The sequence below is a fragment of the Paenibacillus sp. GCM10027628 genome, from assembly GCF_042676385.1.
Classification (GTDB): domain Bacteria; phylum Bacillota; class Bacilli; order Paenibacillales; family NBRC-103111; genus Paenibacillus_E.
This window is the reverse complement of record NZ_JBHTHA010000037.1, coordinates 87,500-114,102: the sequence shown is the minus strand read 5'-3', so window position 1 is coordinate 114,102 and position 26,603 is coordinate 87,500. Positions and strand designations below refer to the sequence as shown.

The following is a 26,603-nucleotide window of genomic DNA, read 5'->3' as shown; positions in this document are numbered from 1 at the left end:
CTTAAACACATCAACATTTTAGTTAGGAGAGATTCGATGAAAATCGCACTTTTAGTTATCGATATGCAAAAGGTTTTCCTGCAAAGTCTACCCCAAAACACCGTATCAAGCGCTTGCGAATATATCAATTATGTCGCTAGCATCCTTCGCGCGAAGGGGCACCCGATCATCCATATTCAGGATGTGGAAGACGCCGGCACGATCATTCCGGAGCTGCTTGATTTTATCCCTGAAATTAACAGAGAACAAGAAGAGCTTGTTGTGACAAAAACCTATTCCAATGCTTTCTGGAAAACCGAACTTGAGCAGATTCTTGCCGATCGTGAAATCGGGTTCGTCGTTGTCGCAGGCAATGCGGCCGAGTACTGCGTACTGTCCACCTATAATGGTGCAATAGAGCGAGGATTCAAAACAGCCATTTTGCAGCATGGGATCGTAAGTTCAAAAGAGGATGTAATTCACCAAACCTATCGTGACCGCCATATGATTTCCTACCCGGTTATCCAATTTATGGTTAACTCCTAAAAGGAAAAGATCCGTTTACTAACTTCCCAAAGTTTAGTATAATTAAAATAATTTAAAGGCAATGCTACCGACAGGTACAACCTCGGAATCGAAACCCGATTCGCAGGTTGTGCCTTTTTTGCGTTGGTTTTTGCCGGAGCTGAGAGGGGATTAACAAGATGTCTATAGTTATTGAAGCCGTCTACCACCGCCCGAAATTAAATTGGGCCTATGCCTATGACGGGAAAACCGTACACCTAAGAATCCGTACCAAACGCGATGACGTCAAAAAGGTGTCCGTCTTAGCCGGAGATAAATACGCTTGGGAGAAAACCTCTGTGTATAGCGAGATGCGTATTTTGACCAGCGACGCCTTGTTCGATTACTGGGAAGCCGCCATCGAGCCGCCTTTCCGCAGACTGCGCTATGCCTTTCTGCTGCAATCCGGCAAAGAGCAGCTTTGGCTCACGGAGCAAGGATTTCATAACAAGGAGCCTAAAGACTCCACCGGCATGTTCGAGTATCCGTTCTTGAATCCGGCTGATATTTTCACGCCGCCGGCTTGGGTCAAGGATGCGGTTTTCTATCAAATCTTTCCGGAACGATTCGCGAATGGGGATCCGTCACTGGATCCGGAAGGCGTACAGCCTTGGGGCGGGAAGCCGACGCCGACGAACTTCTTCGGCGGGGATCTGGCGGGCGTCATCTCGCATCTTGACCATCTCACGGAACTAGGTGTGAATGCGATTTATTTCACACCGCTGTTTGAAGCGACGACAAATCATAAGTATGATACGCGGGATTATCTTAAGGTCGATCCGCAATTCGGTACGAACGAAACGCTTAAGCAGCTAGTCGAGGAGTGCCATAGACGGGGCATTCGCGTTCTGCTGGATGCGGTGTTCAATCATTGCGGCAAGACGTTTCCTCCTTTCGTTGATGTGCTGGAAAAAGGAGCCGATTCCCCCTACGCTGACTGGTTCCATGTCAAGGAATGGCCGCTGCGCGTCGAAGAAAACGGCATTCCGACTTATGAAACGTTTGCTTTTGAACCGATCATGCCGAAGCTGAATACGGAAAATCCCGAAGTTAAAGCTTATCTTCTCGAAGTCGCCGAATTCTGGATCAAGGAAATTGGCATCGATGGCTGGCGTCTGGATGTAGCTAATGAAGTCGATCACCGCTTCTGGCGAATGTTTCGCGATAAAGTGAAACATTCCAATCCGGAAGCGTACATCCTCGGCGAAATTTGGCACGATTCGATGATGTGGCTGCAAGGTGACCAGTTCGACGCCGTCATGAACTACCCATTCACGAACGCGGTATTGGACTTCGTGACGACCGGCAAGCTGGACGGCGCCGGCTTTGCCAATGCGGTAGGCTCGCTGCTGGCGAGCTACCCACAGCAAGCGAACGAGGCTGCGTTCAACTTGCTCGACAGCCACGACACCCCTCGCCTGCTCACGCAGTGCGGCGAGGACAAACGGCGAATGAAGCTGGCTGCGCTGCTTCAATTCGCCTTTCCCGGCACGCCGTGCATCTACTACGGCGATGAGGTTGGCATGAGCGGCGGCGGGGACCCGGATTGCCGCCGCTGCATGGAATGGGACGCGTCCCGCCAGGACCGCGACCTGTTCGAGTTCTACCGCAGGCTCATCGCCCTGCGGAAAGGCAGCGAAGCGCTGCGCAGCGGCAGCATGCGCTTCCTGCACGCCAAGCCGGGCGATGCGCGGCTTGTGCTGGAACGCGTTCACGGGAATGAGCATCTGCTCATTCTTGTGAACGCGGACAGACGCTCGGCGAAGCTGAGCGTCAAACAACTGAGCGGCGAGCGCAGCTGGCGCGATGCGCTCGAAGGCGCAGCCACGGCGGCGCCGGAAGGCGGGAAGCTTCAAGTGAAGCTTCCGCCGTACGGCTTCGCCGTGCTGCGCGCGGAGTAGCTAGCCTGCGTAGCGGCTAGCAAAACAAACGGGGCTTTCCCATAAGTAGATGAATCTACCTGGGAAAGCCCCTTCCTTATTCTTTATATATCGGCACTTCTTGCTTGTCAGGCGTTCCGCTCGAAAGGAGAATCATTGTTTCATAGCCATCTAGCCATAGTTCAGATGAATCTCCCTCAGCATGATGACCGTCTCTGCCGGTACGATAAATCACATTTCCCCTATTTCCGATAAATTCGCCAACCAGGCTGTTATTATCAAAACCGACAAACAAAACATCCTCTGATAAATTAACAACGATCAAATACTTGTTGTCTTCGTATTGTCTTATATACGATAACACCCTCTCTTCAGAATTGTGAATGAACACTAATTCTCCCCTCCAAAATGCGGGATTGTTGGTCCGCAGATGGATCAAGAATCGATAGTGCTCAAAAATTTCCGAATCAAATTGATTCCAGTTCAGCTGAAAAGCATTAAATAAAGATGTCCATGTCTCCATCGTATTCTCATTAAATTCCTGCCCCATCATTATGCACGGAACACCTTCAAGGGTTAGCAGTATAGAAGCGGCAGGCCACGCAAGCTTTTCTCCAAAGTAGTTACATACTCTTGACCGTTCCTTTTCCTCCAGCCAACTCATTCTTAGCGCATTTTTAGGAAAGCTGTACTTAAAAGAATTATAAATCGCGATAAAATCAGCCTGTGTGATGGTTCTGTCAACCATATCACGAATCAATAACCGGGGACTGCCATCGTAGGTCAAGTCGCAAGATTCAATATGATGATATTCATCGTAGGACTGTGAGATCAGGATGAGATCGGCTTTTACTTCTTGCAGTGATTGCTTGATCTCAGTTAGGAACTCATAGGGAGCAAGATCCGAATCGTCTAATCGAATACCGTCAAAATCAAACTCAAGTATCCAATATTTCATGGCCTCAATGACATATTTCCTCATTTCGCGGTTATTAAATTGTAACCCGGCGAAATACGCTCGATTGGGCACATCATAATAGATCTCGCCCCGTTCATTTCGTGAAAAATATGCCGGATGGCTGCTTGTCAAAACGTGATCCGCGCTTGTGCGGTTCAAAACCCAATCCATAATGACTTGGATCCCGTTCTCATGAGCGCTGCGAATAAAGGTTAATAAGTCCTCTTTTGTTCCGAAAGTAGGATCTGTCGAATAAAAATCTTTAACCGCGTAAGGATCGCCATATTTCCCAATTCTCCCCTCTCGTCCGACTTCGTTAAACGGCATCAGCCATAGGGTGTTTATTCCCATTTTTTTAAAATAGTTGATCTTTTCCGTTAGTCCACGAAAACCGTTTTCGGTAAACGCCCTGAGATGAAGTTCATAAATCACTGATTTTTTAAGCCATTCGGGGCTTTGGATAGCCGTAAAATTCTCATACATATATCCCGGTCGTGCTTTTGAAATCTCCGTAGTTCTGATCAGTACTTCTCCAAGCTCAGTGACTGTAATGGCCGAATTGTTTTGCCCGTCTTCCGACACGTTTGGATTCAGTGGATCTAGGATCCACGCTTCCCCGTTCACTACAAATTTATATAGATGCCTTCCCTTTGGGATGGTTAATTCAATCTCCCAGCCTTTGGCATCTTCCATTTTGTTCATGTAGTTTCTATCGCCATTCCAATTATTGAAAGTACCTGCGACCGCGACACTATCAACCTGTTGATCTGTGTAATAAACAAATCTTACGCCATGTGTACCTTTTGCCGGAAAGACAGATAACATTGTATGATCTCCTTGGCCATTCCATATTATTTCATTAAAACTGTGCTATAATTGCCGCCTCACCCTTTACTTGCCCCGGAAGTCAGGCCTTCCACTAAAAAGCGCTGCAAATACATGAATAACAGACCTATCGGTATCGCAATCAATACGGACGCTGCTGCAAATATCGTAAAGTTTTGATTCTGATTACTGGATACCTGGTCGTATAAACCGACCGCTACCGTCCATTTGTCTCTGCTGCGCAGGACGAAACTGGCAAAAATATAATCGACCCAAGGACCGACAAACTGCGTCAAAGCTACGTACGTCAGCATCGGTCTGGATAAAGGAAGCATGATGCGTGTGAAAATGGAAATATTGTTCGCGCCATCGATTCTTGCGGCATCGTCCAAGCTGCGTGGAATCGTATCGAAAAAACCTTTCGCAATAAAAGTGCCAAGCAGCGGAGCCCCGCAAGCATATACGAGAATAAGCGCAGGCTGCGTATCAAGCAAGTTCAATTGCTTCAACAAAATAAACAGAGCGATGATGCTCAAAAATCCTGGAAATAAGCTCAAAATGAGCAATAAGGACATGATATTTTTACGTCCCTTAAATCGGAATCTGGATAGCGCATAGCCCGTTAGCAAAACCAGAATCGTTCCGAAAATCATCGATAACAGCGCGATTTTCAGCGTATTCATGTACCATTGACCGAATATGAAGCTGCTCGAGGTAAAGAGCTCTTTATAGTGTTCAAACGTAAAGCTTTCCGGTATAAACGTTTTGCTGTAGAGCGATTTCCCTGGACGAAGCGATCCGAACAATACCCAGACTGCCGGATAAAGAGCAAATATCGAAGCCACGACCAGGAAGGCATAGCTGAATCCGACCCGCAGCCAAGTAGCTAGTTTTCTCCCTGTCATTGGATCATGTCCTCCTCTTTAAACGAACGGGTTCGGCGGTAATTGTATATCGAGAATACGGCAATCATGACGAAAATGATAATGCCGAGCGCCGAAGCCATATTGTATCTGGACTGGCTAAGGGTCAGGTTGTAAAGCCAGGTCACGAGCAAGTCCGTTGCGCCCGCATATTGGTAATCCCCTTTGACCGGAGCCCCCCCGGTAAGCAGGAAGATCGCATTAAAGTTATTGATATTTCCTGCGAATTGCGTGATTAAAATCGGCGCGCAAGTAAACATCACCATCGGAAACGTAATAATCCGAAACTTCTGAAATACCGAGGCTCCATCCACTTCCGCCGCTTCGTAAAAGTCACGCGGGATCGTCACCAATACCCCCATAATGAGCAGCATGGATACAGGGATACCGACCCACATATTCACGACGATAACCGTCACTTTCGCCCAGAAAGGGTCAGACAGCCAAGGAATTTTGCCCAGTCCGAAGTAGGCCAGGTATTGATTGATCGGTCCGAATTGCCCGTTAAACAGGTTGCGCATGACGAGCAAGGAGATGAGCTGAGGAATGGCGTAAGGAATAATGAGTATCGTGCGCCACATCGCTTTGAAACGAATTTCTTTTTGCTGGATAATGAGCGCAACCAAAAAGCCGCCAAAAAAGGTCGTTACCGTTGAAAATACGGCCCAAACGATCGTCCATGTCAATACGCCATAAAAGGTATGACTCCAGGTTTTTAACGTGACGAGATCTTTAAATGTATCAAATCCAACCCAATCGACCAGCTTCGCAGGCGGAATATGATCAGGCGATGAGTAGTTCGTGAAGGCAATCATCATTCCGAATATGATCGGCATAATGGTAAAAAACAAGATGCCTAACCCGGGAAGCGTGAGGAAAACTTCCGCGAACTTTTTATCCAATATATATTTGAAAGAGCCTACGATGTTATTAGGGACAATTCCCGCTTCTCGCTGCTTGCCAATCCGATAGGCATCCCGAATGTTTAATACGTAAATAACGATAATTACAACTAACACAAGTATCGTAATCAAACCTTGAATCATTAAGAAAATCGAATGATCTCCGTCTACAAATTTCCCTGTTGTTTTGTCTAAATGTCGGGGCAGTTCTCCTAAAGTAACGATTCCCCAAATTCCTCTAACCAAATTATTCTTGAAATAGATGACAGCGACCGCTTCTATGCAAAGCAAAATCAAACCTTTAATCCATTGACGATTATAAAGTTGACCCAAACCCAAGCTTAAAACAGATAGTATCGCTGCTGCTCTCCCCTGGAAGGAAGCCGCTTGCGCCTGACTATTGAATGCCGCAACAGTGCTTTTATGGTTTGACATTTGGCCGATTCCATCCCCTTTCCGCAAAAAATGAAGGTTCACCCGCCGGCTGCCGGCACTACCAGCGGGCCAGCGGGTGAACGTGATGCCTGATTGCGAAGACTTCGCTTATTTTTTTGCACCGTTGTTCAAATCTTTGATTTGTGTGACCGCATTGTCGAGAGCAGCTTTAGGGTCTTTGCCGTTATCCCATACTTCCGTCAATGCTGCGCCTGCAGGTGCCCATACGTTGTTCATTTCAGGAATGGACGGCATCGGAACGGAATGATTGAATTGACTTACGAAACCGGATACGTAAGGATCATTTTTAATTTGCGGATCGTTTTGAGCCTCTTTATTGGTCGGAACGGATCCAACTAATTTGTTAAGTTTCAGCTGCGCATCTTTGGTAGAAGCAAAACGGGCGAACAGCTTGGAAGCATTCGGATATTTCGTGAAGGAACTTACGTACCAAGCTTTAATGCCGGAAAAAGAAACGGCAGGTTTGCCTGCAATGGTCGGGATATCCGCTACACCAAGTTTGTCGCCGAGTGCTTTTTTGTATCCGGCAAGCTCCCAAGGACCATTGATATCCATCGCAATTTCTTGAGCGGTAAATTTACCGCGCTTGATATCAGCCGTAATATCAGCCGATTTAACCGGCAGAATTTGCTTCAGGCCAGCGTACACTTTCATCGAAGTTACAGCGCCGTCATTGTTAATGCCGAGATCATTTTTGTCCGTCCCATTTTTGCCGAACAGATAGCCGCCGCTGGAAGCGATGAACGGATAGTTGAAGTAGAAGTTGCCAGTTTCCCACATGATGCTGTACTTGTTGTCTTTATTGAATGTCTTGCTGAAGGCAATGACATCATCAAAGGATTTAGGCGCTTCTTTTACTAAATCTTTGTTGTAGTAAAGGGCGTAAGTTTCTGCCGCGCGCGGGTATCCGAACAATAAGTTGTTATAAGAAACACCTTGAATCGCGCTTTCTGTGTTTTCTTTCTTTGTTACATCGCCAAACACATCGTTAGGCAATAGCAATTCACCGGCTACGGCGCGACCGACATGGTCATGCGGGAAAATCATAACGTCTGCTGCAAGACCTGTAGGACCATCCGTTTGAAGGCGAGTGACAACGTTAGGAGGTGCAAGTTCTTCAAGTTCAACCGGCACATTGTATTTTGCCGTGAATTCTTTAATCATTTCGTCGGTAAACGCTCTCTCATCTTTGCTGTCCCAAATTTTTAGTTTAGCGCCGGCTTCCGGCTTCAATTCCTCTGTTCCGCCGCTTGCCGGAGTTGTGACGGCTGCCGCTGCCGTAGCTGCTGCCGTTTCAGCAGGTTTCGATGTTTCCGCAGGTTTCGAACCAGAAGAACAAGCCGTTACGGACAAAGTTACAACGGTTACAGCTGCAAACATAGACATTGATTTACTCAAATTCATTTGGTTATACCCCTCTCAATGTGAAAATAAGGATGATCATTTTAGGATAACGATTACAAAAGAAAAGTCTGTGCAAACGTTTGTACTAATTTGTTCAAACTTGCAATCGAACAGCAATTTATAAGAATATGGTGCCGATTCCGCACTTCTTTTGCAAACGCTTCATTCATGCCATCATCATACACTAGACCCCAGCTTTTATAAAAACGTTTGCATAAACCGAATAAGGTGAGTTTCCTTAGCTTGCTAGGCAATCTCTTAATCTTTCCTCAAATATCTAAGTTTCTTGTAATGTGCCAAAGAAATCTGTGCAAATTTTGCACAAAGTTTCCTTGAGTACTGCGATCGTACAAATTCAAATCCTTCTGGCATGTCATATTTACTTTTTCTATACAAATAGGCTAACATAGAAAATGATGAATTCAGCCTTGAAATGAATTGGTTCAATCGTTTGCACTGGAGGATTACACCTATGTCCGTAACGATCATCGACGTTGCAAAAAAAGCAGGCGTTTCGCCATCTACCGTTTCCCGCGTTATTTCCGGGCACCCTCGTATTAGTCCGGCCACGATTCGTAAGGTTAAGGACATTATGCAGGAGATGGGCTACCATCCGAATGTGATGGCCAAAAGTCTTGTGTCCAAAACCACGCAGACGATAGGGATTCTCCTGCCGCGCTCCGCGGAAGAGCTCTTTCTTAACCTCTTTTTCTCGGAGATTATTCGCGGTGTCGTTACGCAATCAACCCGCAGCGGATACGACCTTATGATGACCACAGGAACGACAGAGAGCGAAGAAGTCGATGCCGTGACCCGACTCGTCAAGGGCCGGAGAGTCGACGGCGTCATTTTGTTGTATTCGCGAAAATCCGATCCTGTCATTGCCTTTCTCAAAGAACAACAGTTTCCTTTTGTGCTTGTAGGACGGAGCGAGGACTTTCCGGAGGTACTTTCTGTAGATAATAACAATGTACAAGCCGCTTATGACGCCACCCGCCATCTCATTGCCCAGGGCCATAAACGCGTTGGTTTTGTGAGCGGACCTCCGAATCTGATCGTTTCCAAGGACAGGATGGATGGCTATGTCCAAGCGATGAGAGAAGCAGGGCTGGAGATTCAATCCGAATGGATTGTGGAAGGTGAGTTTTTACAGGAAAGCGGGTACCGGGCCATGTCGTTTTTTATGAACTTGCCGGAACGTCCGACTGCGCTCGTCGCGATCGACGATGTCGTCGCGTTTGGCGTCCTTCGCGGACTGACAGAACTCGGCTACAAAGTGCCGAGCGATCTCAGCCTAGTCGGATTTAACAACATATCGATGTCTGAGCTGGCTTCTCCGCCGATCAGTTCCGTCGATATCGGGATTTATCAGTTGGGCTATACAGCTTCACAAACATTAATCAGAGCCGTTAAGGGAGAATCGATTCATCATCACCACATCATCATTCCTCATCGATTGGTTGCCCGTGAATCATCCCTTCATACTATACAAAGCTAAGGAGCGTGCTTTATGCATTCAGACAAAAAGCCTTACCTGATTGACGCAATTGCCGGAAACTCCAGATTTCTTGCCTCTTTGGGCCGGACTGGACGCTTATTCCGTTTATGGTGGCCCCATATTGACTACCCGCAGCATGTCGATGAAATCCGAACCGGGTTATTTATCGACGGTATGACGGAAAAAACAAGCTGGTTCGACAGTGCTGAGGATGGTTGGAAGCATGAAGCCGGATATGTGGCAAGAACGAATATTTTCCGCGTTCAAGCTGAGTCCGCCGAGCTCCCGGTTGCTGTAGAATCTTTCGATTACGCAGTCCCGCAAGAGGATATCTACGTGCGCCAATACCGTTTCACCAATCGCGGCGCGGTGCCTGTCTCTTTCCAGTTCATTTATTTCTCTTCGTTCCGTTCAATGGAGACCGATTATTACCACACGACCCAATTTGATGAACCTTTGGATGCTTTGACGCACATGCGCCATGCTTATATTTTTTCGCTTTCCAGTTCAAACGTTTGCACTAAATATCAAGCAGGTCATGCTTGGGAAGCGGCTCAAACGGGCCGATTAAACGGAAATGAAATTGATATGACGCCGGATGGCGCGCTAAGCTGGCGTTTTGCTGATCTAGAACCGGGACAGACGGTTGAAGTTCCAGTCTATATTGCGGCTGGCTCCACCCGTCAGGAAGCGGCAGATACGTTATTGAGAGCGAAGAGCCAGCCTATATCGCATTGGTACAATCTGACGAACGCATACTGGCAGCAGTTTCTTGCCGATGCGGTTCCCGCTCCGGATACTTCTAACGATGACATTCGCGAGCTCTACGAGCGTTCACTGCTAACGATGAAGCTGATGTCCGACGAACAAAGCGGCAGCGTCGTTGCTGCGCCTGAGTTCGACGAAGGCTTCACCCGCTGCGGCGGCTATGCGTACTGCTGGGGCCGCGACGCCGCCTTTATTACGACAGCCTTCGATCGCGTCGGGCTGTCCTCCCTGTCCACTCGGTTCTACGAGTGGACGCTGACCGCCCAGGACCCCGACGGGTCCTGGCAGCAAAGGCACTACCATGACGGGCGCCTCGCGCCGTCATGGGGGCTGCAGATCGACGAGGGCGCGTCGATCCTGTGGGGGATGTGGCAGCACTACAGCCACATCCAGGACACGGCCTTCGCCGAGCGGGTATGGCCCGCCGTGGCGAAGGGAGCCGATTTCCTCGTCCGCTTCCTGGACGAGGAAACCGGTTTGCCGGCGCCAAGCCGCGACCTCTGGGAGGAGCGCTTGGCGGAGCACACGTACTCGGCCGCAGCCGTGTACGGGGGTTTGACCGCAGCCGCCGCGTTTGCGCGGCTGCGCGGGCTTGCGACCGAGGCGACCGCATGGGCGCTCGCCGCCGAGGGCATTCAACAGCGCATCCGTGAGCGCTGCTGGAACGAGGACCGCGGGTCGTTCTACCGCGGGTTGAAGCTGGCGGTCACCGAATCGGTGTACCGCGAGGCGGAAGCGACCGGCGCTGCGACGTCGATCGCGACGAATGCGAAAGGGTACTCGACCTTCTTGCTCGAGCACGATCCGATCATCGACATCTCCCTACTCGGCGTCTCCGTACCGTTCGGCGCCTTCCCGGCCGATGATCCGATGATGGTGCAGACCGCAGAGGCAATCGAGCAAGCCTTGACTGTTCCTGGCGTCAGCGGAATCAAACGGTACGAGGATGATCACTATATCGGAGGAAATCCGTGGATCTTGACGACACTCTGGTTAAGCCATTACCGGATAGCCCGCGGCCAATACGAGGAAGCAAGAACTCTGCTTCAGTGGGCGGTTGATCATCGCACCGAAATGGGTCTGCTGCCGGAGCAAATCGACAAAGCAACGGGCGAAACCGCATGGGTTGTGCCGTTAACTTGGTCGCACGCCATGTTCATCTTGGCAGTTTCCATGCTTGCTGAGGCCAACCAACTGCAATGTAATTAACAAAGAGGGGCTATCCCTGAAGGTCTGAATTGACCCGAGGGATAGCCCCTTTCATATCCCTCAATCTGGATTAGAATTGGATTGGATTGGATTTTCTCCAACGAAAATCATTCCTTGGAACATTTGGCGAACATCCATTGGATTTCATACAGTCAATTACTGCTCTGAAAGGCAATGATCTTATTTTTGCCTGAAACCATTGGATATTTTCCAACCCATACCATGAAATTTACTCCAATGTTTCTTTTCTACTGTATGAAATCCAATGATTAGCATTCGAGACGAGGCTACCCCAGTGGGACAGCCTCTTTTTTATGGGTCCATACGTACAGTGTGATCCCTCCCTTACCTCACGCTGTTTTTTATGTGGAGAGCAGCTTTTTTGGCATCCTCATTAAACATGGATTTGACAACCGACGGATTACAAATGTAATATAACTATTGTATTACGTTTGTAATCCAAAACAAATCCATTATCAGGAGGTGAACCTGTGAAAAACGTTCCCCATATATCCGATGCGGAATGGGAAGTCATGAAAGTTCTATGGGCCAAGTCGCCACGCACGGCTAATGAAGTCATTGAGGCTTTAGAAGCTCAAACAGATTGGAAACCGAAAACTGTGCGAACGCTTTTAAACCGATTAGCCCAAAAACAAGCCATTTCGTATTCACAAGAAAATAGAATATATGCTTATTTCCCCTTAGTATCCGAAGACGAATGTGTAAAGTCCGAAACCGAGTCATTCCTGAAAAGAATTTACGGCGGCGCCTTTAAGCCGCTGCTTGTTAACTTTTTGAAAGAAGAGCAGCTATCTCCGGAAGAGATAAAAGAATTAAAAAATATTCTTGATGACAAAGCAAAATGAAAGATTAGCCTGTTGCATCATGACCGCCGCCGTTATCTCATTGAATCGATTAAGGAAAGGTAAGGGTGAATGTGAAAGCATTAACAGAACAATTTATGAATCTCTTTGATTGGGTCTGGTCCGTCTCGACCATGGCAAGCATATTGGTTGTGCTGATTATCGCGCTGCAGTACGTGCTAAAGCGTCGTTTAAAGCCAAGATGGCATTACTTAATGTGGCTGTTGGTCATCGTACGATTAATTCTGCCATGGAGCACGGAGAGCGAATTCAGTATTTATAATTGGATCGGTTTTACAGATTCCATTCACTCAACTGTACAAGTTAATCAGGAAGAAATGCTTGCACCAGCTGTTATGCAGGAAACCGCTCTCCACTCCGTTTACCGATATTTATTTGTTGTCTGGTTGGTTGGCGTGAGTTTATTAGGTACATACACCATTCGTATCAATCGGAAATTTGCCCAAACGATGAAAAATGAGACAGTTCCGATTACCGATCCAAGAGTAGTGAGGCTTTTCAATCAATGCATTAAAAGGATGTCGATCCATAGACCCATTGCTCTTGCCCAATCTCGCCATTTGGCAACTCCGACCCTTTTCGGTTTGGTGAAGCCCCAATTGATCATGCCCCAACCCCTTTTATACAGCTTGAATGACGATCAACTGCAGCATGTGTTCCTGCATGAACTGGCTCACAGCAAACGAAATGACATTGGGGTCAATTGGTTCATGCATGTTTTGCTGATTATTCATTGGTTCAATCCGGTGCTTTGGTATGCTTATCGTCGAATGCGGGAAGATCAGGAAATTGCAAGCGACGCTCTTGCGCTCAGTTGCCTCACTCCTGACAAAAGACAGGACTATGGGTATACCCTCATCAAGTTGTTGGAAAATTTCTCGCGGCCTGTTCAAGTTGCCGGAAACGTAAATCTTACAGGCAGCAAAACCCAATTGCAAAGGAGAATTAAAATGATCAAACAGTTTAAATCTAATTCATATCGTTGGTCATTCCTGGGAATGGCAACAATAATTTTCATAAGCGGGTGCACGCTAACGAGTCCCAAGGTCAGTCAGACTGCTACTCAATCGCCGAATGCGTTAGTCTCCGAAGAAAAACCGATCGCGTCCGCTTCTATAGCGCCTGTGCCAACGACCTCAGATAACAAGACCGACCTGGCGGCTTCCATAGATTCACAAGCATCAGCATCCAATGACAAGCCGAAACAGACTGCCCCCGTAGAGTCGCAACCATCTGCAGCCGATGATAAGTCGAAACCGGCAGCTTCAGCAGGAGTTCGGCAACCAACGGCGCCGGATGACAAGCCAAGACCGGTAGCTTCTACAAGGGAGCTACCCGCAGTGTCGGATGACAAGCCCAAACCGGCCCCTTCCACAAGAGTGCTGCCAACAGCTTCGGATGACAAGCCCAAACCGGCCCCTTCCACAAGAGTGCTGCCAACAGCTTCGGATGACAAGCCCGGACCGGTGGCTCCTACTGTGGTGATACCAACGGCACCTACTAGCAACTAGGCTGTCCAGAGAAACGAAAAAAACCTTTCTCCACTCAACTATTCGTTGAGAGAAAAAGGTTTTTTCTCTTCTTACAGGTTCAACGCATTACGCCGGCGATGCTACTTCTTCCTCACCCGTGCTGTCTGCATCTGTGCCTTCTAAGAAGAATTGAACGAGCTTGACGTGCTTTTTAAGCGACTTCTCATGAATCAGATTAATCTTACCGTTATCCAAGGATCCGAATACGTAGATCAGCTCTTCATTATCATGCGACCAATCGAATCCTTCAAGAATGTGTAGCGACTGCGTCCATTCCTCGTTATACTGCCCATTTGGGAACAAGAATCGATTCGCGTAAAGAGCGATGCTTTCTTGAACGACGCGATTCGCAGACGTATATTGCGCGAGTCCCGGTTGTTCCGGCATCATCGGCAGCACCGTATTGAAAAATTGGTGCAAGATTTCTACGTACGTAGACGGATCGTGGCGAATTTTACGCTGAAGCTCGTAGGAAGGCTGCATTCTGCCCGAGAACAGCATCGTAGCCATCGCATACAACCAACTGAAGCATGTAAAGTTACGGTTAAACGAAGTCAAATTGCTGCGGCGCTCTACACCAGCGGCTTTCAAGTACACATTATGGTCAACAACCTGCTGAATGACCAGATTTAGTGGATCAATCGAGTCGAAAGAGTGTCCCAGTTCTTTGCTGACCAGCTGCACTTTGGAGTTAATATCTCCGAACAACTGCTGCTCTTCTTCTTCCGATAAGCCGATATAAATTTGCACAGCAAGCTGCGTTTCCATTAAATCCAAACGTCGGCTTTCCAACTGATTGACGGTCCCCTCGGTTTCCTCAACCTCTTGTCTCAACTCGGCATCTTCAGGAAACTTCCGCTGCTTGATTTTTAATAAGGCTAATTTCTTCTCATACCGTCTGACTTCTCTCTGCATTTGTTCGTTCACATAGCCCAGGGCCAAGATCCGATGCTGACCATCCAGGATGCTTAACTTGGAGCCATGTTTGAGCAGAAATTCTTTCTCGCCCTTCGCCAGTTGATTCACTTCTCTTAATGAAAGCGTCACCGGGCCGAAAAACACATGATCCAGCTCACGCTCTTGCAGATAGGTAGAGATTTTCCGTCTTTGCATGTTGCTCAGTTTACGCTGAACCATTGGGTCAATCATCGTATAGTTAAGCAAATCCTGTACCCGCAAAGCGACCGTTGAGAGTCCGAATTTCTCGCAAAACGGGTGTATTGTCATCTTCAGGCGCAATCCTTCCATTAGCCCACATCCTCCTTATCACTAATGAGAAATACGTTCTTCTCTTGATAAAAGTTTTTGATGTGTTGGTACGCTTTCATGATGCGCGTCCGTCTTGGCAAGCGATCCTTCTCATCACCGGCATAAATGCTGTCCCAACTCATATGCGGAAGAATTTTAAGCGCATGCTCCAGTGCGTAACGATTAAATTTGCCGGTTTTGGTTGACTCTTCGTGAATGAACAGCGCTAAGGCAATTTGAATATTTTCAGACCAGACAAGCTCTCCTTTGGCAGGCGTCGGCAGATAATGGAGCAAGCCGTTGAAATACGTTCCGGCCAAAGAAACGTGTTCCTGCAGATCTTTATCGTCATATTGGTACCCGTTATTACGCGCGCCCGACTTCATGCGGCCTTCAAACAAGGCGATCAATATTTCAATTAGCAAATGGTACGAAAATAAATATTCAGGCGATTTTCCGCGCTCTGAGAACATATCGACAGTTAATGTTTGCATGGCTGGAGCTTTGGAAGCAAGCTCAGTCGCCGCAACATGATAGAATCTGCGTTGGTCGCGCAGTACAGCCAGGTTTCCGCCAAGTTTGCGAGGAAGCTTGTTAATGTCAGAAAATAACTGGCGCTCTTGACGAGCATTGATGTCCAAATACGTCATGGTCGAGATCGGAAATGCGTACAAACGGCGCAGCTTCTCTGTTATCTCCTCCATTTTATCGTATTCACGGCGATCCTTGGCGCGAGCCATCTGGCTCTGCAAAGTTTCCATAATACGTTGGAAGGCGGCCAAACGGTGTTGTCCGTCAACCACATACAGCTTCTCAATAGGCTGCAGACGCAGAGCTTGATGTTCTTCATCATAGTGGCCTGCACCCCTTGCTGAGAAAATAATGCCCGGGAAGTAGATCGGTTGACGATCTTCCAAGTACAAGTTGACATAATCGATTAATTTCGAAAGATTGCGCGGAATAATCGCGCGCTGCACTTCCAAATCGACTTCATAGATGGAGAATAGCCGGCTCATTGGCAATGTGGCGGCAATCGTAGCCTGACCAAACGTCTGGCCCAAAACTCCTGGAATTTCGACGAACGAAGAAGGCTTTTGCTCCGCTAAGAGCTCGGATAAAGAAGAAATTGCATCCATATGCGTACCCCTTTCAAATGAAAGAATTGTGATTCTTATGCATATCAGTCGATGTCTCTCATTCTCCTATTTTTACCAAAAACTCTATATTTCATTCTATAGTACGAAGCCATTGTCCAATTCGCCCGGCAGCCTCCAGTAATCTGGCTTCTTCTTGCACCAAAGCAATTCTTACAAAGCCTTCCCCTTCTGCTCCGAATGCATCGCCAGGGATCACGACAACCCCTGCCTGATACAGCATTTCCCGGGAAATTTGTCGAGATGTCCAGCCTTTTGGAACCGGCGCCCAGATGAACATTGTCGCTTTCGGGGGTGCAATTGTCCACCCCACCTCTGCCAGCGCTTCCAGAAATACATTTCGTCTTCTTTCGTAGACACCGGCCACAGTTTGGTCGTTTTCCATGTCTTCTTCGAGCGCTGCAATTCCAGCGGCTTGAACAGCTTGAAAGACGCCATAATCAATATTCGACTTCAACGCTTTCAATGCCTTCACAGCATCCCCATTTCCTGTCAAAAAAGCAATTCTGCACCCGGCCATGTTAAAGCTCTTCGAAAGCGAATGAAATTCGACGGCAACCTCCTTCGCACCCTCTACCTCCAAAATACTCATTGGCCTGTAACCGTCAAACGCCATTTCGGAGTAAGCGAGGTCATGTACGACAAGCAACTCGTGCTTCTTGGCATAAGCTACCAAATGCTCAAAGAATGCCCGATCTGCAACAGCAGAAAGCGGATTGCTAGGGTAGTTAAGCAGAATAAACTTGGATTTTGCCGCCACATCTGCCGGAATGTCTTCCAATTTCGGTAAAAAATCGTTTTCAGCCCGCAGCGGAAGCAAGTAAGGTTCTACCCCAGCTAAGACCAGACTGGCGGAATAAATCGGATATCCGGGATCCGGTACAATCGCCAAATCCCCAGGATCACATAAAGATAGCGCCAAATGAGCCAGCCCATCCTGCGAACCCATCAAAGTTAAAATTTCAGTAGCCGGATCCAGTCCCACGCCAAAACGAAACTGATACCATCTAGCAACAGTTTCACGAAATGCCAGACTCCCCTCCGAAGTTGGATATCCATACAACGAAGGATTGCGGACAGCCTGAGAAATAGCCTCAATAATTCGGTCCGAAGGGGGGAGATCAGGACTTCCTATTCCTAAATCTATGACGTCTACCCCTTGGTTCATAACCTCTCTCTTCCATTCCGCTACCTCTGAAAAAATAGCCGAGCCTAATTGACTCAGCCTTTTAGAGCCTGTAAATGTCATTGTTCATAACCTCATTTTGATGAATTAATAGCATGAATAATTTTAATCTATGATGCCGACCTGATGAACAAATCTAATCATATACAACAAATACAAGACAAGACCCAAATAAGCGGCGCCAAATTTCCAACGTGTTCCGGTTGACACTTCATAATAGCGATCATGTTGACCAATCGGCGTAAAATCAACTTGCACTTGCAAGCCTAAATAAAAACCATTCTCTTTTTGGATGCGTTCAACTTTGACGACCTGCACTTTTTTGATGATTGCTTGCTGAGGCAAATAGGCATGACCTTCAAAACCGATTCCCTGCCAATGCATGACGATCGTTTGACGTCCGTCCATCGCCCCTTGCAAATCGGAAAAAGTCGTAAATTCCAACTCGCGACTGTGATTTTCACCAGGGATCATATACCCTTGCTGGAGCAAATGCTCCGCATAAAACTCAAAACGTGTCGATACCGAGACGATTTCCTCCCGATTTCTGAACTTGACATATTTTTTATACAAATCCCAAGCGAACATGGCCCAGATGATAAAGAAAATTAATCGGCTTACATTGCTGGTCATATAGAAAATAAACACCAAACCGCCGATCAAGCCAAGCACCCACAACCATCGGGTTACAGCCGTGGAAATGCGTCCGCCGTCAAGCGGATGAATAGGCAATAAGTTAATCAAGTTGAGGTAAAAGGCCGCATAGGCGACTGAAACGATGACCGGGGAATTTGCATATACTCCAAGCGCAAAAGCCGCCGTCGCTCCAACTGTCCCCAAGAGGGGTCCGCCAATGCCGATAAAAGCTTCCGTTGCCGCATCAGTCGGATGCTTTTTCATCGTGATCAGCGCGCCAAGGAACGGAATGAATACAGGCGCTGAGACTGGCAGTCCTTTCATTTTCGCGGCTAATACATGGCCAAGTTCATGAATCAGAATCATAAGAACAATCCCTATTGCAAACGGCAATGGAGCGAGATAGGCATACGCCCAAACCGTTATAAACATACTGATGACAGCCCCGCCCACTTTGCCGAACTTTAATGCTGCAAACAGCAGCTTGGCTTGGGATAGCAGCACGGCAACTACCCCTCCGAGCGCCCATGGCGACTTCTTGCCCTCAGGTTTCTGCTTCTGTTCCAATCCTACTCACCCTTTCGCCCATACGGCCTCGAACTCCGGTTCTTTAAAGCCCACCGTAACCTTTGTTCCGTCAGTCACAATCGGGCGCTTAATTAGCCTGCCGTTTGAAGCAAGCAGCTCCAGCATTTGCTCTTGCGACATTCCAGGAAGCTTGTCCTTCAGCCCCATTTCCTTGTAAACCTCACCGGAGGTGTTGAAAAACTTCTTAATCTCCAAACCGCTGATAGCAAGCAAATTTGCCAGTTCTTTTGCCGAAGGTGGCGTTTCAAATAATGGCACATTTTCTGTGACTTCTACATTGTGTGTTTTCAACCATTTCAACATACTGCGGCACGTACCGCATTTATCGTAACAAAACACTTTTACTCCCATGATGTGAGACTCCTTTATTAGTTGAAGTGGATGAATTCGAGTTGTATAAAATTTTGGGCTAATCAGTGCTGAAAGTCAAGTCGTGCGAGCTTATTGCGCCTTCAATGGTCCATACAAAACGATTAAAATTGGATCTTTTGTATTGACCACTATTTTTGTATGATTTTGAAAAAACAAGGAGAGATTCCGGTATGAGAAGAAAAGAATTTGCAGTTCAGGATCAGCAAGATGTCGAGCAATTTTTGCAGGAGATGTCATTTGGATATTTAGCCACTAGCGGAGAAGATGGTTGGCCGCATTTGACGCCAATTAATTTTGTGTATTTGAATGGCCATATCTATTTTCACGGTTCCAGAAGAGGAAGCAAAATGACAGAAATAGCCGCCTCGGGTAAAGTCAGCTTCGCCATCGCCAAAGAGTACGCCATTATCCCTTCTTACTTCACCGATCCGCGTCAAGCTTGTCCGGCTACATCCTATTTCAAATCGGTTCATATCCGTGGTGAAGCGGCGCCGACTGAAGACTTGGCAGAAAAAGCCGAAGTGCTTGGCGCCCTTATGAAAAAGCTTCAGCCGGAGGGAGGCTACGAGCCGATCACGCCGGATGACCCGGCATACCGTGCAGAGTTGAAAGCCGTGTCCGTCGTACGCCTTACCATTAACGAGCTAACTGCGAAGTTTAAATTCGGTCAGAATTTGAACGAAGACCGCCGTGAAAGCATGATTCACAGTCTATCCGAGCGCGGACTTCCTGACGATCATGAGACGGCTGAGCTAATGCGCAAATATTGCCCGTTCCACCAGGGTGAATAGCGAACGTCCTGTATAATAAGAAAAACCGTCAGTCTCCCCTGACGGTCCTTTTGCGTGTAATCCATACGTTTGCGAATTAGGAGGAAATTAGGTATGGCATCGATCAGCGTCCCATAGGATCAAACTTGCTAGGAAAGGTGAGCCAGACGTCGAAGACCCTGATGGTTGTTGGGAAATCCTAATTGCTCCTCTGCAGCCATGCTTCCAAAGAAGCTAAATCAGCAGGCAGTGGAGCGTTATACTCCACCCATTCTCGGGTGCCGGGATGCACAAAGCCGAGTCTGAAAGCATGCAGCGCTTGCCGGTCAAGCCGTTCTGCAGCTTCGGCAGCAGCTTTGCTTCCTTCGAAAGCAGGCAGCGTGTACATTTTATCCCCTATCAGCGGGTGGCCGAGATGTCTCATATGCACCCGTATTTGATGCGTTCTGCCTGTTTCCAGCCAGATGCGGACTAATGCCGCATACTTGAATTGTTCCACGACTTCGTAATGAGTCACGGCGGAATAGCCGCTTGGCGTGACGATCCTCACATGCGGCCTCTCAGGGTCACGGTCAATCGGTTCGTTGATCGTGCCGCTTTGCTCAGCAAGAACGCCCCATACGAAGGCGAGATATTCCTTTTTCACCTTGTGCTGAATCATCTGCTCCGAAATTTGCTGATGCACATAAGGCGTTTTAGCAATGGCCAGCACGCCGGATGTTTCCTGGTCGAGCCGGTGCACCGGACGAAAACGGCAGTTGATGCCCGCTTGCTGCCAGTGATAGACCACCGCATTGGCAATCGTATTCACATAGTGACCGTGCGTCGGATGAACGATGATCCCTGCCTCTTTAGCTACAATAAGCAGATGCTCATCTTCGTGCAGAATGTGAAGCGGAAGATCCTGAGGCAGAATATCCTCGGATTGCTCCTCCTCCATGCGGACTTCGACACGGTCTCCAGCGCCCACTTTTACGCTAATGTATTGTCTCACGCCATTGACGGTGATGCCTTGCTCTGTCAATTTTAGCCGGGACAGCAGTTTGCGGGAAACCATGAGCCTTTTTTGCAAGATCGTTTTCAGTAAAAAGCCATCTTCCTCAGAAGGTACGATATAAACGAGAGGTTCGTAGTAACTCATGATTTCCTTCTAAACACCTCGGCGCTGCGCACGTACTCTACGTCGGGAACACCTTCGCGATGGTTAGCCGTCCGGGCGATGGTAAAGAACAGATCGGATAGCCGGTTCAAATAACGGCGCACTTCCGGGTTAATTTCTTGGGTACGTGCGAGTGTGACCACTCTGCGCTCTGCTCGGCGGCATACGGTGCGGCAAATATGAATCGTTGACGAAACCGTACTCCCACCCGGCAAAATAAAACGGGTAATGTCCGGCGTTTCAGCATCGTATTTATCGATCCATCCTTCCAGTGCATCGACCATCTCGGCGGTCACTTTGTAAGGACGGAGTTCTTTTTTCAATAAAGCCAAATCAGAACCGCAATCAAACAGCTCGTGCTGCACCTGCAGCATATCTGCTAACAAATCGGCATATTTGTCCGGATCCATAAAGCTCATCGCTTGACCTAGATAACAATTAAGCTCATCTACGGTACCGTAAGCTTCCACACGAACATCATCTTTATCAACACGGCCACCGATGACTCCTGTTTGACCTGCATCACCTGTACGCGTATAAATTTTCATCGTGTACCCTCCTTGTGGCTTCTTGCTCCTCCAATAATCTCATAAATTCGCTCCATATCCAAGTGACTGCGGACATGTTCGGCAAGCCTGTCGAAAGCGGCCTCTCTCCGTTCTTTATAGCGAAGTCCGCCATCAATTGGCGCTAATCCTTTTTGCTTGCGAATTGCATTCAACCAGGCCCGCCGAAAATCATCATTATGCAAAATACCATGCAGATAGGTTCCCCAAATTCGCCCATCGTCAACGACAGCGCCATCATCATGTAAACCAGAGCCCAACGACCCTAGATCAGCTTCCGTTCGAGCCTGTATTTGAAAAGGAGTCCGGGCTTCCTCCACATAACGCGTCCGCCCCATATGAATTTCATAACCGTCGATAGCCATGTCCATACCTGGATCGGCAAAAAGTGTGCTGCTTCCTTGAACCTGAACGGTTCGCTTCTCCGAAGTAAAAACGGTTTCCGTTGGCAGTAGCCTTAACCCTTCGAGTTCCGGATGATCCGATTCGTATCCGTGCGGATCCAGCAGCTTCATGCCTAACATTTGATAGCCTGCGCAAATCCCAGTTACCCAACCGTTCTCGATTCGGGCAAAGCCGGTAATGCGATCAGCAAGACCCGACTCCTTCAGGTAACGCAAATCGTCCATGGTATTCTTGCTCCCGGGAAGCAAAATAACGTCCGGCTGCCCCCATTCGGACAAGTTGGAAATATACCGGAAATTCACATCTTCCTCCTCTTGAAGCGGATCGAAATCCGTAAAGTTAGAAAGTCGAGGCAATCGGATCACGGCGATGTCCAGTTGATCCTCCGTTTTCGCATGCTTGCTATCCGGCCGCTGTCGCTGTGCCCTTTTGGAATCCAACGAAGCGGAATCTTCATCCTCAATGCCAAGTTGAGGCAAATAAGGGATGACGCCAAGCACCGGCTTGCCGGTCCGCGCTTCCAGCCAATCCAGACCCGGCTTCAACAGGCTGACGTCACCGCGAAATTTATTAATGATAAACCCTTTGACCCGATCTCTTTCCTCTGGCGTCAATATCTCCAGCGTGCCGACAATCGATGCGAAAACGCCGCCCCGATCGATATCCGCGACGAGCAGCACAGGGGCATCGGCCCAACCGGCCAGCCGCATGTTCACGATATCCCGGTCTTTGAGATTGACCTCCGCCGGACTTCCCGCTCCTTCGAGCACAACTACATCATATGAACTTCGCAGTCGAGCGAGGGCATCCTTCACGATCTGTTCCGCCTGCGGCAGATAGGTTTCCCGATAGGTGCGGGCGTCCAGATCGGAGAATGGCTTTCCGTGCACAACAACCTGCGCGACCATGTCTTGTTTCGGTTTCAGCAAGATCGGGTTCATGTCCGTTGTTGCCAATATATTGCAAGCATCTGCTTGAACGCCCTGAGCGCGTCCGATTTCTTTGCCGTCGAAGGTCACATAGGAATTGAGCGACATGTTTTGCGATTTGAACGGTGCGGTCGACCAGCCGTCCTGAACAAGAATGCGGCAAATAGCAGCTGTCAGAATGCTTTTGCCCACGTCGGAGGCTGTTCCCTGTATCATTAAAGTGGCGGCTTGCGAAGCTTTCTTGTTCATCTTTTTATCCTCGATTCCGCAGGGTTGCCGAGCTCTTGCATCATCGACCGCAATCCCTGAACGAGTCGTTCATTATCCTTGCGCAGCCGAATCGCAACTCGGCAATAACGCCGGCCCAGTCCTTCGAACAAGGATGCATCACGGATCAAAATACCTTGGCGTCCCATCAACTGTTGAGCCTGCTTAACATCGATGCCGGACTCGACAGGGAAAGAAAATAGCAGGAAATTCACCTCGCTGGGGACAACCTCAAGACCAAGTTGTCGGAGTTCCCCAACCAGCCAGGGCTTCTCAGTTAGCAGCCAGTTCCTGCTCTCTTGCTCGAATTCTCCGTCGTCCAGAACCGCCGTACCGATGTGCTGAGCCAAGAAATTGACACTCCACTGAACCTGCAGCTCCTTCAGCTTCTGAATCCACTCCGGATGTGCGACCATGAAGCCCAAACGAATGCCAGGTATCGAGTAAAATTTCGTCATGGAGCGAATGACAAATACGTTTTTGCTTGATGCCGCATATTTCAACATGGAATGAGTTTGCTCATCCTGTACGAAATCCATGAACGCCTCGTCAATGACCAGATTGCGGCCGCTCTGTGCGAGCTGACTCAAAATGTTTAGCGGGATTAGCCTGCCAGTCGGGTTGTTCGGATGTCCAAGAAAGAGCAGGTCACATGAAGGATAGGCCTCCTCCACATCCCGTTCTTGGAGAACGAATCCATGCTCCGCATGAAGAGGAATGGAGTGAATCGCTCCGCCCGATTTGAGAATGGCTTCCTCATACTCGCTAAAAGAGGGTCTCGCCAAACCTGTGACTGCAGGTTTCAGTACCCTAGCTGTCAAATCGATCAGCTCTGCAGCGCCATTCCCCACGAGAATGCTTTCGATAGGAATATCATATTTGCAGGCTATTTGGCTGCGCAGCTCACGAACAGCGGGGTCCGGATATTTGACCATGTCCCGCCATTGGTGATTTATAATATGTTCAACCACAGAAGGAGGCCCAAGCGGATTCATATTGGAGCTGAAATCTAAAAATTGCTCCTTCGGGCGTCCGAATGCCTCTTCTGCCGTCCAAAGGTCCCCCCCGTGTCCAAATCGTTCCAGCATCATTTTTCACTCCTTCTCACCAATAAAATAAAGCCGTGACTCCGAGCAGCAGCCAAACTTCAAGCAGCTCATTCAAAGCTCCATATGTATCCCCAGTCAATCCGCCAAGTTTGCGGCTTATGTACGTAGCAATTACGTAACCTGCTAACCAAGTTACAACTGCAAATCCCCCGATTATTGCCCATAAAGGCACATTCTGAATTGTTGCAGATAATCTCCCATTTCCAAGCACGCTAACCAGTGTCGTGAACAAAAGTGCTGCGATTGTAGACAATGTTACAACCCTTTTGTTTACACCCCGAAACAAACTCCCAAGCCCGGATTCCCCTCTAGCGTAAGGCCAGCCATGAATGGCGACAACCATAAACCAACGGCTCCAAATCGGAACGATTACTAGCAGCACACTTGCTGCTTCCCAGCCCCCAGACCGATCACTGCCCAAAATGCTATAAAGCAGAGCAAATTTAAGCATCAAATGCAGCACACATACGATTACGCCCATCGCGCCTACCCGGCTGTCCTTCATAATCTCAAGCATTTGTTCGCGTGATCGGTGGCTCAAAATGCCGTCTGCGGTATCCATCAATCCGTCCAAATGCAGACCTCCTGTAAGAACGACCCAGCAGCCAAGCAGCAGAACAGCTGCCGGCAGCGGAGGGAAAAGGAATCGCAGCCCTTCGCCTGCCAAAAGAAGTAAACAGCCAATGACCAGTCCTACAAAAGGGTAAAAAACGACGCTCCTGCGGAACACTTGATCCGTATATTCAATTTGCACGGAAATCGGTAATCTCGTTAAAAATTGAAAGGCTGCTATGCATCCATGCAGCCATTCTACTAGAACCATACGAGCAGTACGCATAGCAGTCCTCCCATTACTACGAAGCTTACGCCGTACAGCATCCGTACGGCGAGAACAATATCCCGCTGCGTCCGCTCCCGCAGCGGCCACCCCAGGCGGGAGCGCTCGCTAGCCGCGCCCCCGTAGACGTTCAGCCCGCCAAGCTCAATCCCGAGCGCTCCGGCTACCGCCGATTCGGGAATTCCGCTGTTCGGGCTGGGGTGCAGGTGCGCGAAGCGGCGGATCGCTGCCGCTGACCGCTTTGCCGAGAGCCCCGGCTGCAGCAGGGCGACGAAGACAAGCAGGAGGCCGGTCAGCCGGGCCGGGATCCAGTTCATGGCGTCGTCCCAGCGGGCCGACGCCCAGCCGAAATGACGGTACCGGTCATTTCGGTAGCCGACCATCGAATCCAGCGTATTCGATGCCCGATAGAACATCGCGAGCGGGGCGCCGCCCAGCAGCGCATAAAACAGCGGCGAGATGACCGCGTCCACGATGTTCTCCGCCACGGTTTCCACCACAGCTCGCGTTAGTTCCTCCTCGCCGAGATGATCCGTGTCTCTGCCTACGATATAGCCCGTATATTTGCGGGCATCAACTAGATTGCCGCTGCGCAGCGGGGTATAGACGAGATAAGCGGCATCTTTTAGTCCTTTGACCGCGATCGTTGTGGAAATCAACCACGTGGAGACGATGTATCCCAGCCACTCGTGAATCGAGCGCGCAACGAGAACAAGCACCAGTACGACGCCAAAACTAAGCAACACTGTAGAGAGCATGAGTAGGGCGCCTTTCGCCTTCAGCTTAACAGCGCTTTCCTTGCGAGCCTGCTCTCCCTGCTTGCCGTCATCATTGCGCAGTTTTCGCTCCACCCAGCGAATCCATCGACCGATGAAAATGACTGGGTGCGTCGGCCATTTTGGATCGCCCACGATCCAATCTATGAATATAGCCGCCGCCGTCATGGCGACGATTTCCTGCCAAGTATACAACCACATTACGTATCACCGTTCCGTGCTTACCGCTAGAGTTCAAAAGACTACTCCAAGCGATAGGCCCTGCTTTTTAACTCTATCGGAATCCCCGCAGTTACGAGGAATACTTGATCACAGATCTCGGCCAACCGCTGATTCATCCGTCCGGCCAAATCCCGAAAGCTCCGTCCCAGCGGATACTCGGGAACGATACCGCTCCCGACCTCGTTGGTGACGAGCACCAAACGTCCACTGTAGGCGGACACCGCTTCTGCGAGCCCGTCCACCTGCTTCGTCACGAGAGCGGCGGCATCCGGATCTCCTTCATAGCGGAGCAGCCAGTTAGAGAGCCAAAGCGTCAAACAGTCGACCAGAACCGCAGCTTGCGCGCTGCCGCCTGTCTTCTGCAGCTGGAGCAGAAGCTCCCTCAGCGCATAAGGCTCCTCCCAGGTATCCCAGGGATACCCCGAGGCGAGCCGCTGCTGCTGATGCAACCCGACCCGCTCCCTCATTTCCTCATCATAGATGTGGGAGGTCGCGATATAAATGCCGCTCTCGCTGCTGCGCATCGCGAGCTTCTCAGCCCAAGAGCTCTTGCCGCTTCGCGCGCCGCCCGTTACCAAGACCGCCATAGCTCATCC

The 26,603-nt window shown here is 48.9% G+C and carries 23 protein-coding genes; 7 read left to right on the top strand and 16 right to left on the bottom strand.

The genetic code is table 11. From position 1 onward, the window contains the following. Window positions 1–36 precede the first annotated feature (36 nt). Both ACFQZT_RS25335 and ACFQZT_RS25330 read left to right on the top strand, forming a co-directional pair. Entirely contained in the window at window positions 37–525 is a 489-nt protein-coding gene (locus ACFQZT_RS25335; RefSeq protein ID WP_379304420.1) for a cysteine hydrolase family protein, read from the top strand. Between the two features lie 164 nt (window positions 526–689). Continuing rightward, window positions 690–2,444 carry an alpha-glycosidase gene (locus ACFQZT_RS25330; RefSeq protein ID WP_379304646.1) on the top strand — a complete coding sequence of 585 codons (1,755 nt, stop codon included), beginning with the start codon at window positions 690–692 and terminating at the stop codon, window positions 2,442–2,444. Window positions 2,445–2,520: 76 nt separating this feature from the next. Here the strand turns inward: ACFQZT_RS25330 and ACFQZT_RS25325 are convergent, their stop codons facing one another. The 4 genes from ACFQZT_RS25325 to ACFQZT_RS25310 all read right to left on the bottom strand — a co-directional run bounded on the left by ACFQZT_RS25325 (window position 2,521) and on the right by ACFQZT_RS25310 (window position 7,891). Further along, window positions 2,521–4,206 carry an alpha-amylase family glycosyl hydrolase gene (locus tag ACFQZT_RS25325; RefSeq protein WP_379304418.1) on the bottom strand — a complete coding sequence of 562 codons (1,686 nt, stop codon included), beginning with the start codon at window positions 4,204–4,206 and terminating at the stop codon, window positions 2,521–2,523. A gap of 59 nt (window positions 4,207–4,265) precedes the next feature. After that, the gene (locus tag ACFQZT_RS25320) at window positions 4,266–5,111 is read right to left on the bottom strand and encodes a sugar ABC transporter permease (RefSeq protein WP_379304416.1); all 846 of its coding nucleotides are present in this window, start codon (window positions 5,109–5,111) and stop codon (window positions 4,266–4,268) included. Next, on the bottom strand, window positions 5,108–6,466 hold the full coding sequence (locus tag ACFQZT_RS25315) for a carbohydrate ABC transporter permease (protein WP_379304414.1): 1,359 nt from the start codon (window positions 6,464–6,466) through the stop codon (window positions 5,108–5,110). The genes ACFQZT_RS25320 and ACFQZT_RS25315 overlap by 4 nt, the downstream gene beginning before the upstream one ends. A gap of 108 nt (window positions 6,467–6,574) precedes the next feature. Beyond that, window positions 6,575–7,891 (bottom strand): sugar ABC transporter substrate-binding protein, encoded by a 1,317-nt coding sequence (locus ACFQZT_RS25310; RefSeq protein WP_379304412.1) that lies wholly within the window; start codon window positions 7,889–7,891, stop codon window positions 6,575–6,577. A gap of 472 nt (window positions 7,892–8,363) precedes the next feature. On the opposite strand from ACFQZT_RS25310, the gene ACFQZT_RS25305 reads away from it, so the two are divergent. From ACFQZT_RS25305 to ACFQZT_RS25290, 4 genes are all read left to right on the top strand, one after another. Beyond that, entirely contained in the window at window positions 8,364–9,389 is a 1,026-nt protein-coding gene (locus ACFQZT_RS25305; RefSeq protein ID WP_379304410.1) for a LacI family DNA-binding transcriptional regulator, read from the top strand. A 12-nt stretch (window positions 9,390–9,401) separates the two neighbouring features. Beyond that, complete coding sequence (locus ACFQZT_RS25300; RefSeq protein WP_379304408.1) at window positions 9,402–11,366, top strand: glycoside hydrolase family 15 protein; 1,965 nt, start codon at window positions 9,402–9,404, stop codon at window positions 11,364–11,366. Between the two features lie 491 nt (window positions 11,367–11,857). Next, complete coding sequence (blaI, locus tag ACFQZT_RS25295) at window positions 11,858–12,232, top strand: penicillinase repressor BlaI (protein WP_379304406.1); 375 nt, start codon at window positions 11,858–11,860, stop codon at window positions 12,230–12,232. Between the two features lie 65 nt (window positions 12,233–12,297). After that, entirely contained in the window at window positions 12,298–13,761 is a 1,464-nt protein-coding gene (locus tag ACFQZT_RS25290) for a M56 family metallopeptidase (protein WP_379304404.1), read from the top strand. 87 nt (window positions 13,762–13,848) lie between these two features. Here ACFQZT_RS25290 and ACFQZT_RS25285 read toward each other — a convergent pair whose 3' ends face one another. From ACFQZT_RS25285 to ACFQZT_RS25265, 5 genes are all read right to left on the bottom strand, one after another. Then, a complete protein-coding gene (locus ACFQZT_RS25285; protein ID WP_379304402.1) occupies window positions 13,849–15,030 on the bottom strand; it encodes a DNA sulfur modification protein DndB in 1,182 nt (393 codons plus the stop codon). After that, on the bottom strand, window positions 15,030–16,166 hold the full coding sequence (locus tag ACFQZT_RS25280) for a DNA sulfur modification protein DndB (protein ID WP_379304400.1): 1,137 nt from the start codon (window positions 16,164–16,166) through the stop codon (window positions 15,030–15,032). The genes ACFQZT_RS25285 and ACFQZT_RS25280 overlap by 1 nt, the downstream gene beginning before the upstream one ends. Before the next feature lie 91 nt (window positions 16,167–16,257). After that, window positions 16,258–17,433, bottom strand: coding sequence for an aminotransferase class I/II-fold pyridoxal phosphate-dependent enzyme (locus tag ACFQZT_RS25275; RefSeq protein WP_379304398.1), 1,176 nt, complete (start codon window positions 17,431–17,433; stop codon window positions 16,258–16,260). Between the two features lie 42 nt (window positions 17,434–17,475). After that, window positions 17,476–18,573, bottom strand: coding sequence for a site-2 protease family protein (locus tag ACFQZT_RS25270; RefSeq protein ID WP_379304396.1), 1,098 nt, complete (start codon window positions 18,571–18,573; stop codon window positions 17,476–17,478). A 6-nt stretch (window positions 18,574–18,579) separates the two neighbouring features. After that, on the bottom strand, window positions 18,580–18,945 hold the full coding sequence (locus ACFQZT_RS25265; RefSeq protein WP_379304394.1) for an arsenate reductase family protein: 366 nt from the start codon (window positions 18,943–18,945) through the stop codon (window positions 18,580–18,582). Window positions 18,946–19,136: 191 nt separating this feature from the next. On the opposite strand from ACFQZT_RS25265, the gene ACFQZT_RS25260 reads away from it, so the two are divergent. Next, complete coding sequence (locus tag ACFQZT_RS25260; RefSeq protein ID WP_379304392.1) at window positions 19,137–19,757, top strand: pyridoxamine 5'-phosphate oxidase family protein; 621 nt, start codon at window positions 19,137–19,139, stop codon at window positions 19,755–19,757. Window positions 19,758–19,935: 178 nt separating this feature from the next. Here the strand turns inward: ACFQZT_RS25260 and ACFQZT_RS25255 are convergent, their stop codons facing one another. The 7 genes from ACFQZT_RS25255 to cobU are packed head-to-tail and all read right to left on the bottom strand — an operon-like array spanning window position 19,936 to window position 26,594. Beyond that, a complete protein-coding gene (locus ACFQZT_RS25255) occupies window positions 19,936–20,877 on the bottom strand; it encodes an RluA family pseudouridine synthase (protein ID WP_379304390.1) in 942 nt (313 codons plus the stop codon). Then, entirely contained in the window at window positions 20,874–21,443 is a 570-nt protein-coding gene (locus tag ACFQZT_RS25250) for a cob(I)yrinic acid a,c-diamide adenosyltransferase (protein ID WP_379304388.1), read from the bottom strand. Before ACFQZT_RS25250 ends, ACFQZT_RS25255 begins: the two co-directional genes overlap by 4 nt. Further along, window positions 21,440–23,044: a cobyric acid synthase gene (locus ACFQZT_RS25245; protein WP_379304386.1), complete on the bottom strand. Its 1,605-nt coding sequence runs from the start codon at window positions 23,042–23,044 to the stop codon at window positions 21,440–21,442. Before ACFQZT_RS25245 ends, ACFQZT_RS25250 begins: the two co-directional genes overlap by 4 nt. Then, window positions 23,041–24,153: a threonine-phosphate decarboxylase CobD gene (cobD, locus tag ACFQZT_RS25240; protein ID WP_379304384.1), complete on the bottom strand. Its 1,113-nt coding sequence runs from the start codon at window positions 24,151–24,153 to the stop codon at window positions 23,041–23,043. The genes ACFQZT_RS25245 and cobD overlap by 4 nt, the downstream gene beginning before the upstream one ends. Before the next feature lie 13 nt (window positions 24,154–24,166). After that, window positions 24,167–25,009: an adenosylcobinamide-GDP ribazoletransferase gene (gene cobS, locus ACFQZT_RS25235; RefSeq protein WP_379304382.1), complete on the bottom strand. Its 843-nt coding sequence runs from the start codon at window positions 25,007–25,009 to the stop codon at window positions 24,167–24,169. Next, window positions 24,985–25,986 (bottom strand): adenosylcobinamide-phosphate synthase CbiB, encoded by a 1,002-nt coding sequence (gene cbiB / locus ACFQZT_RS25230; protein ID WP_379304381.1) that lies wholly within the window; start codon window positions 25,984–25,986, stop codon window positions 24,985–24,987. The genes cobS and cbiB overlap by 25 nt, the downstream gene beginning before the upstream one ends. Window positions 25,987–26,027: 41 nt before the next feature. Further along, window positions 26,028–26,594: a bifunctional adenosylcobinamide kinase/adenosylcobinamide-phosphate guanylyltransferase gene (gene cobU / locus ACFQZT_RS25225; protein ID WP_379304379.1), complete on the bottom strand. Its 567-nt coding sequence runs from the start codon at window positions 26,592–26,594 to the stop codon at window positions 26,028–26,030. Window positions 26,595–26,603 lie beyond the last annotated feature (9 nt).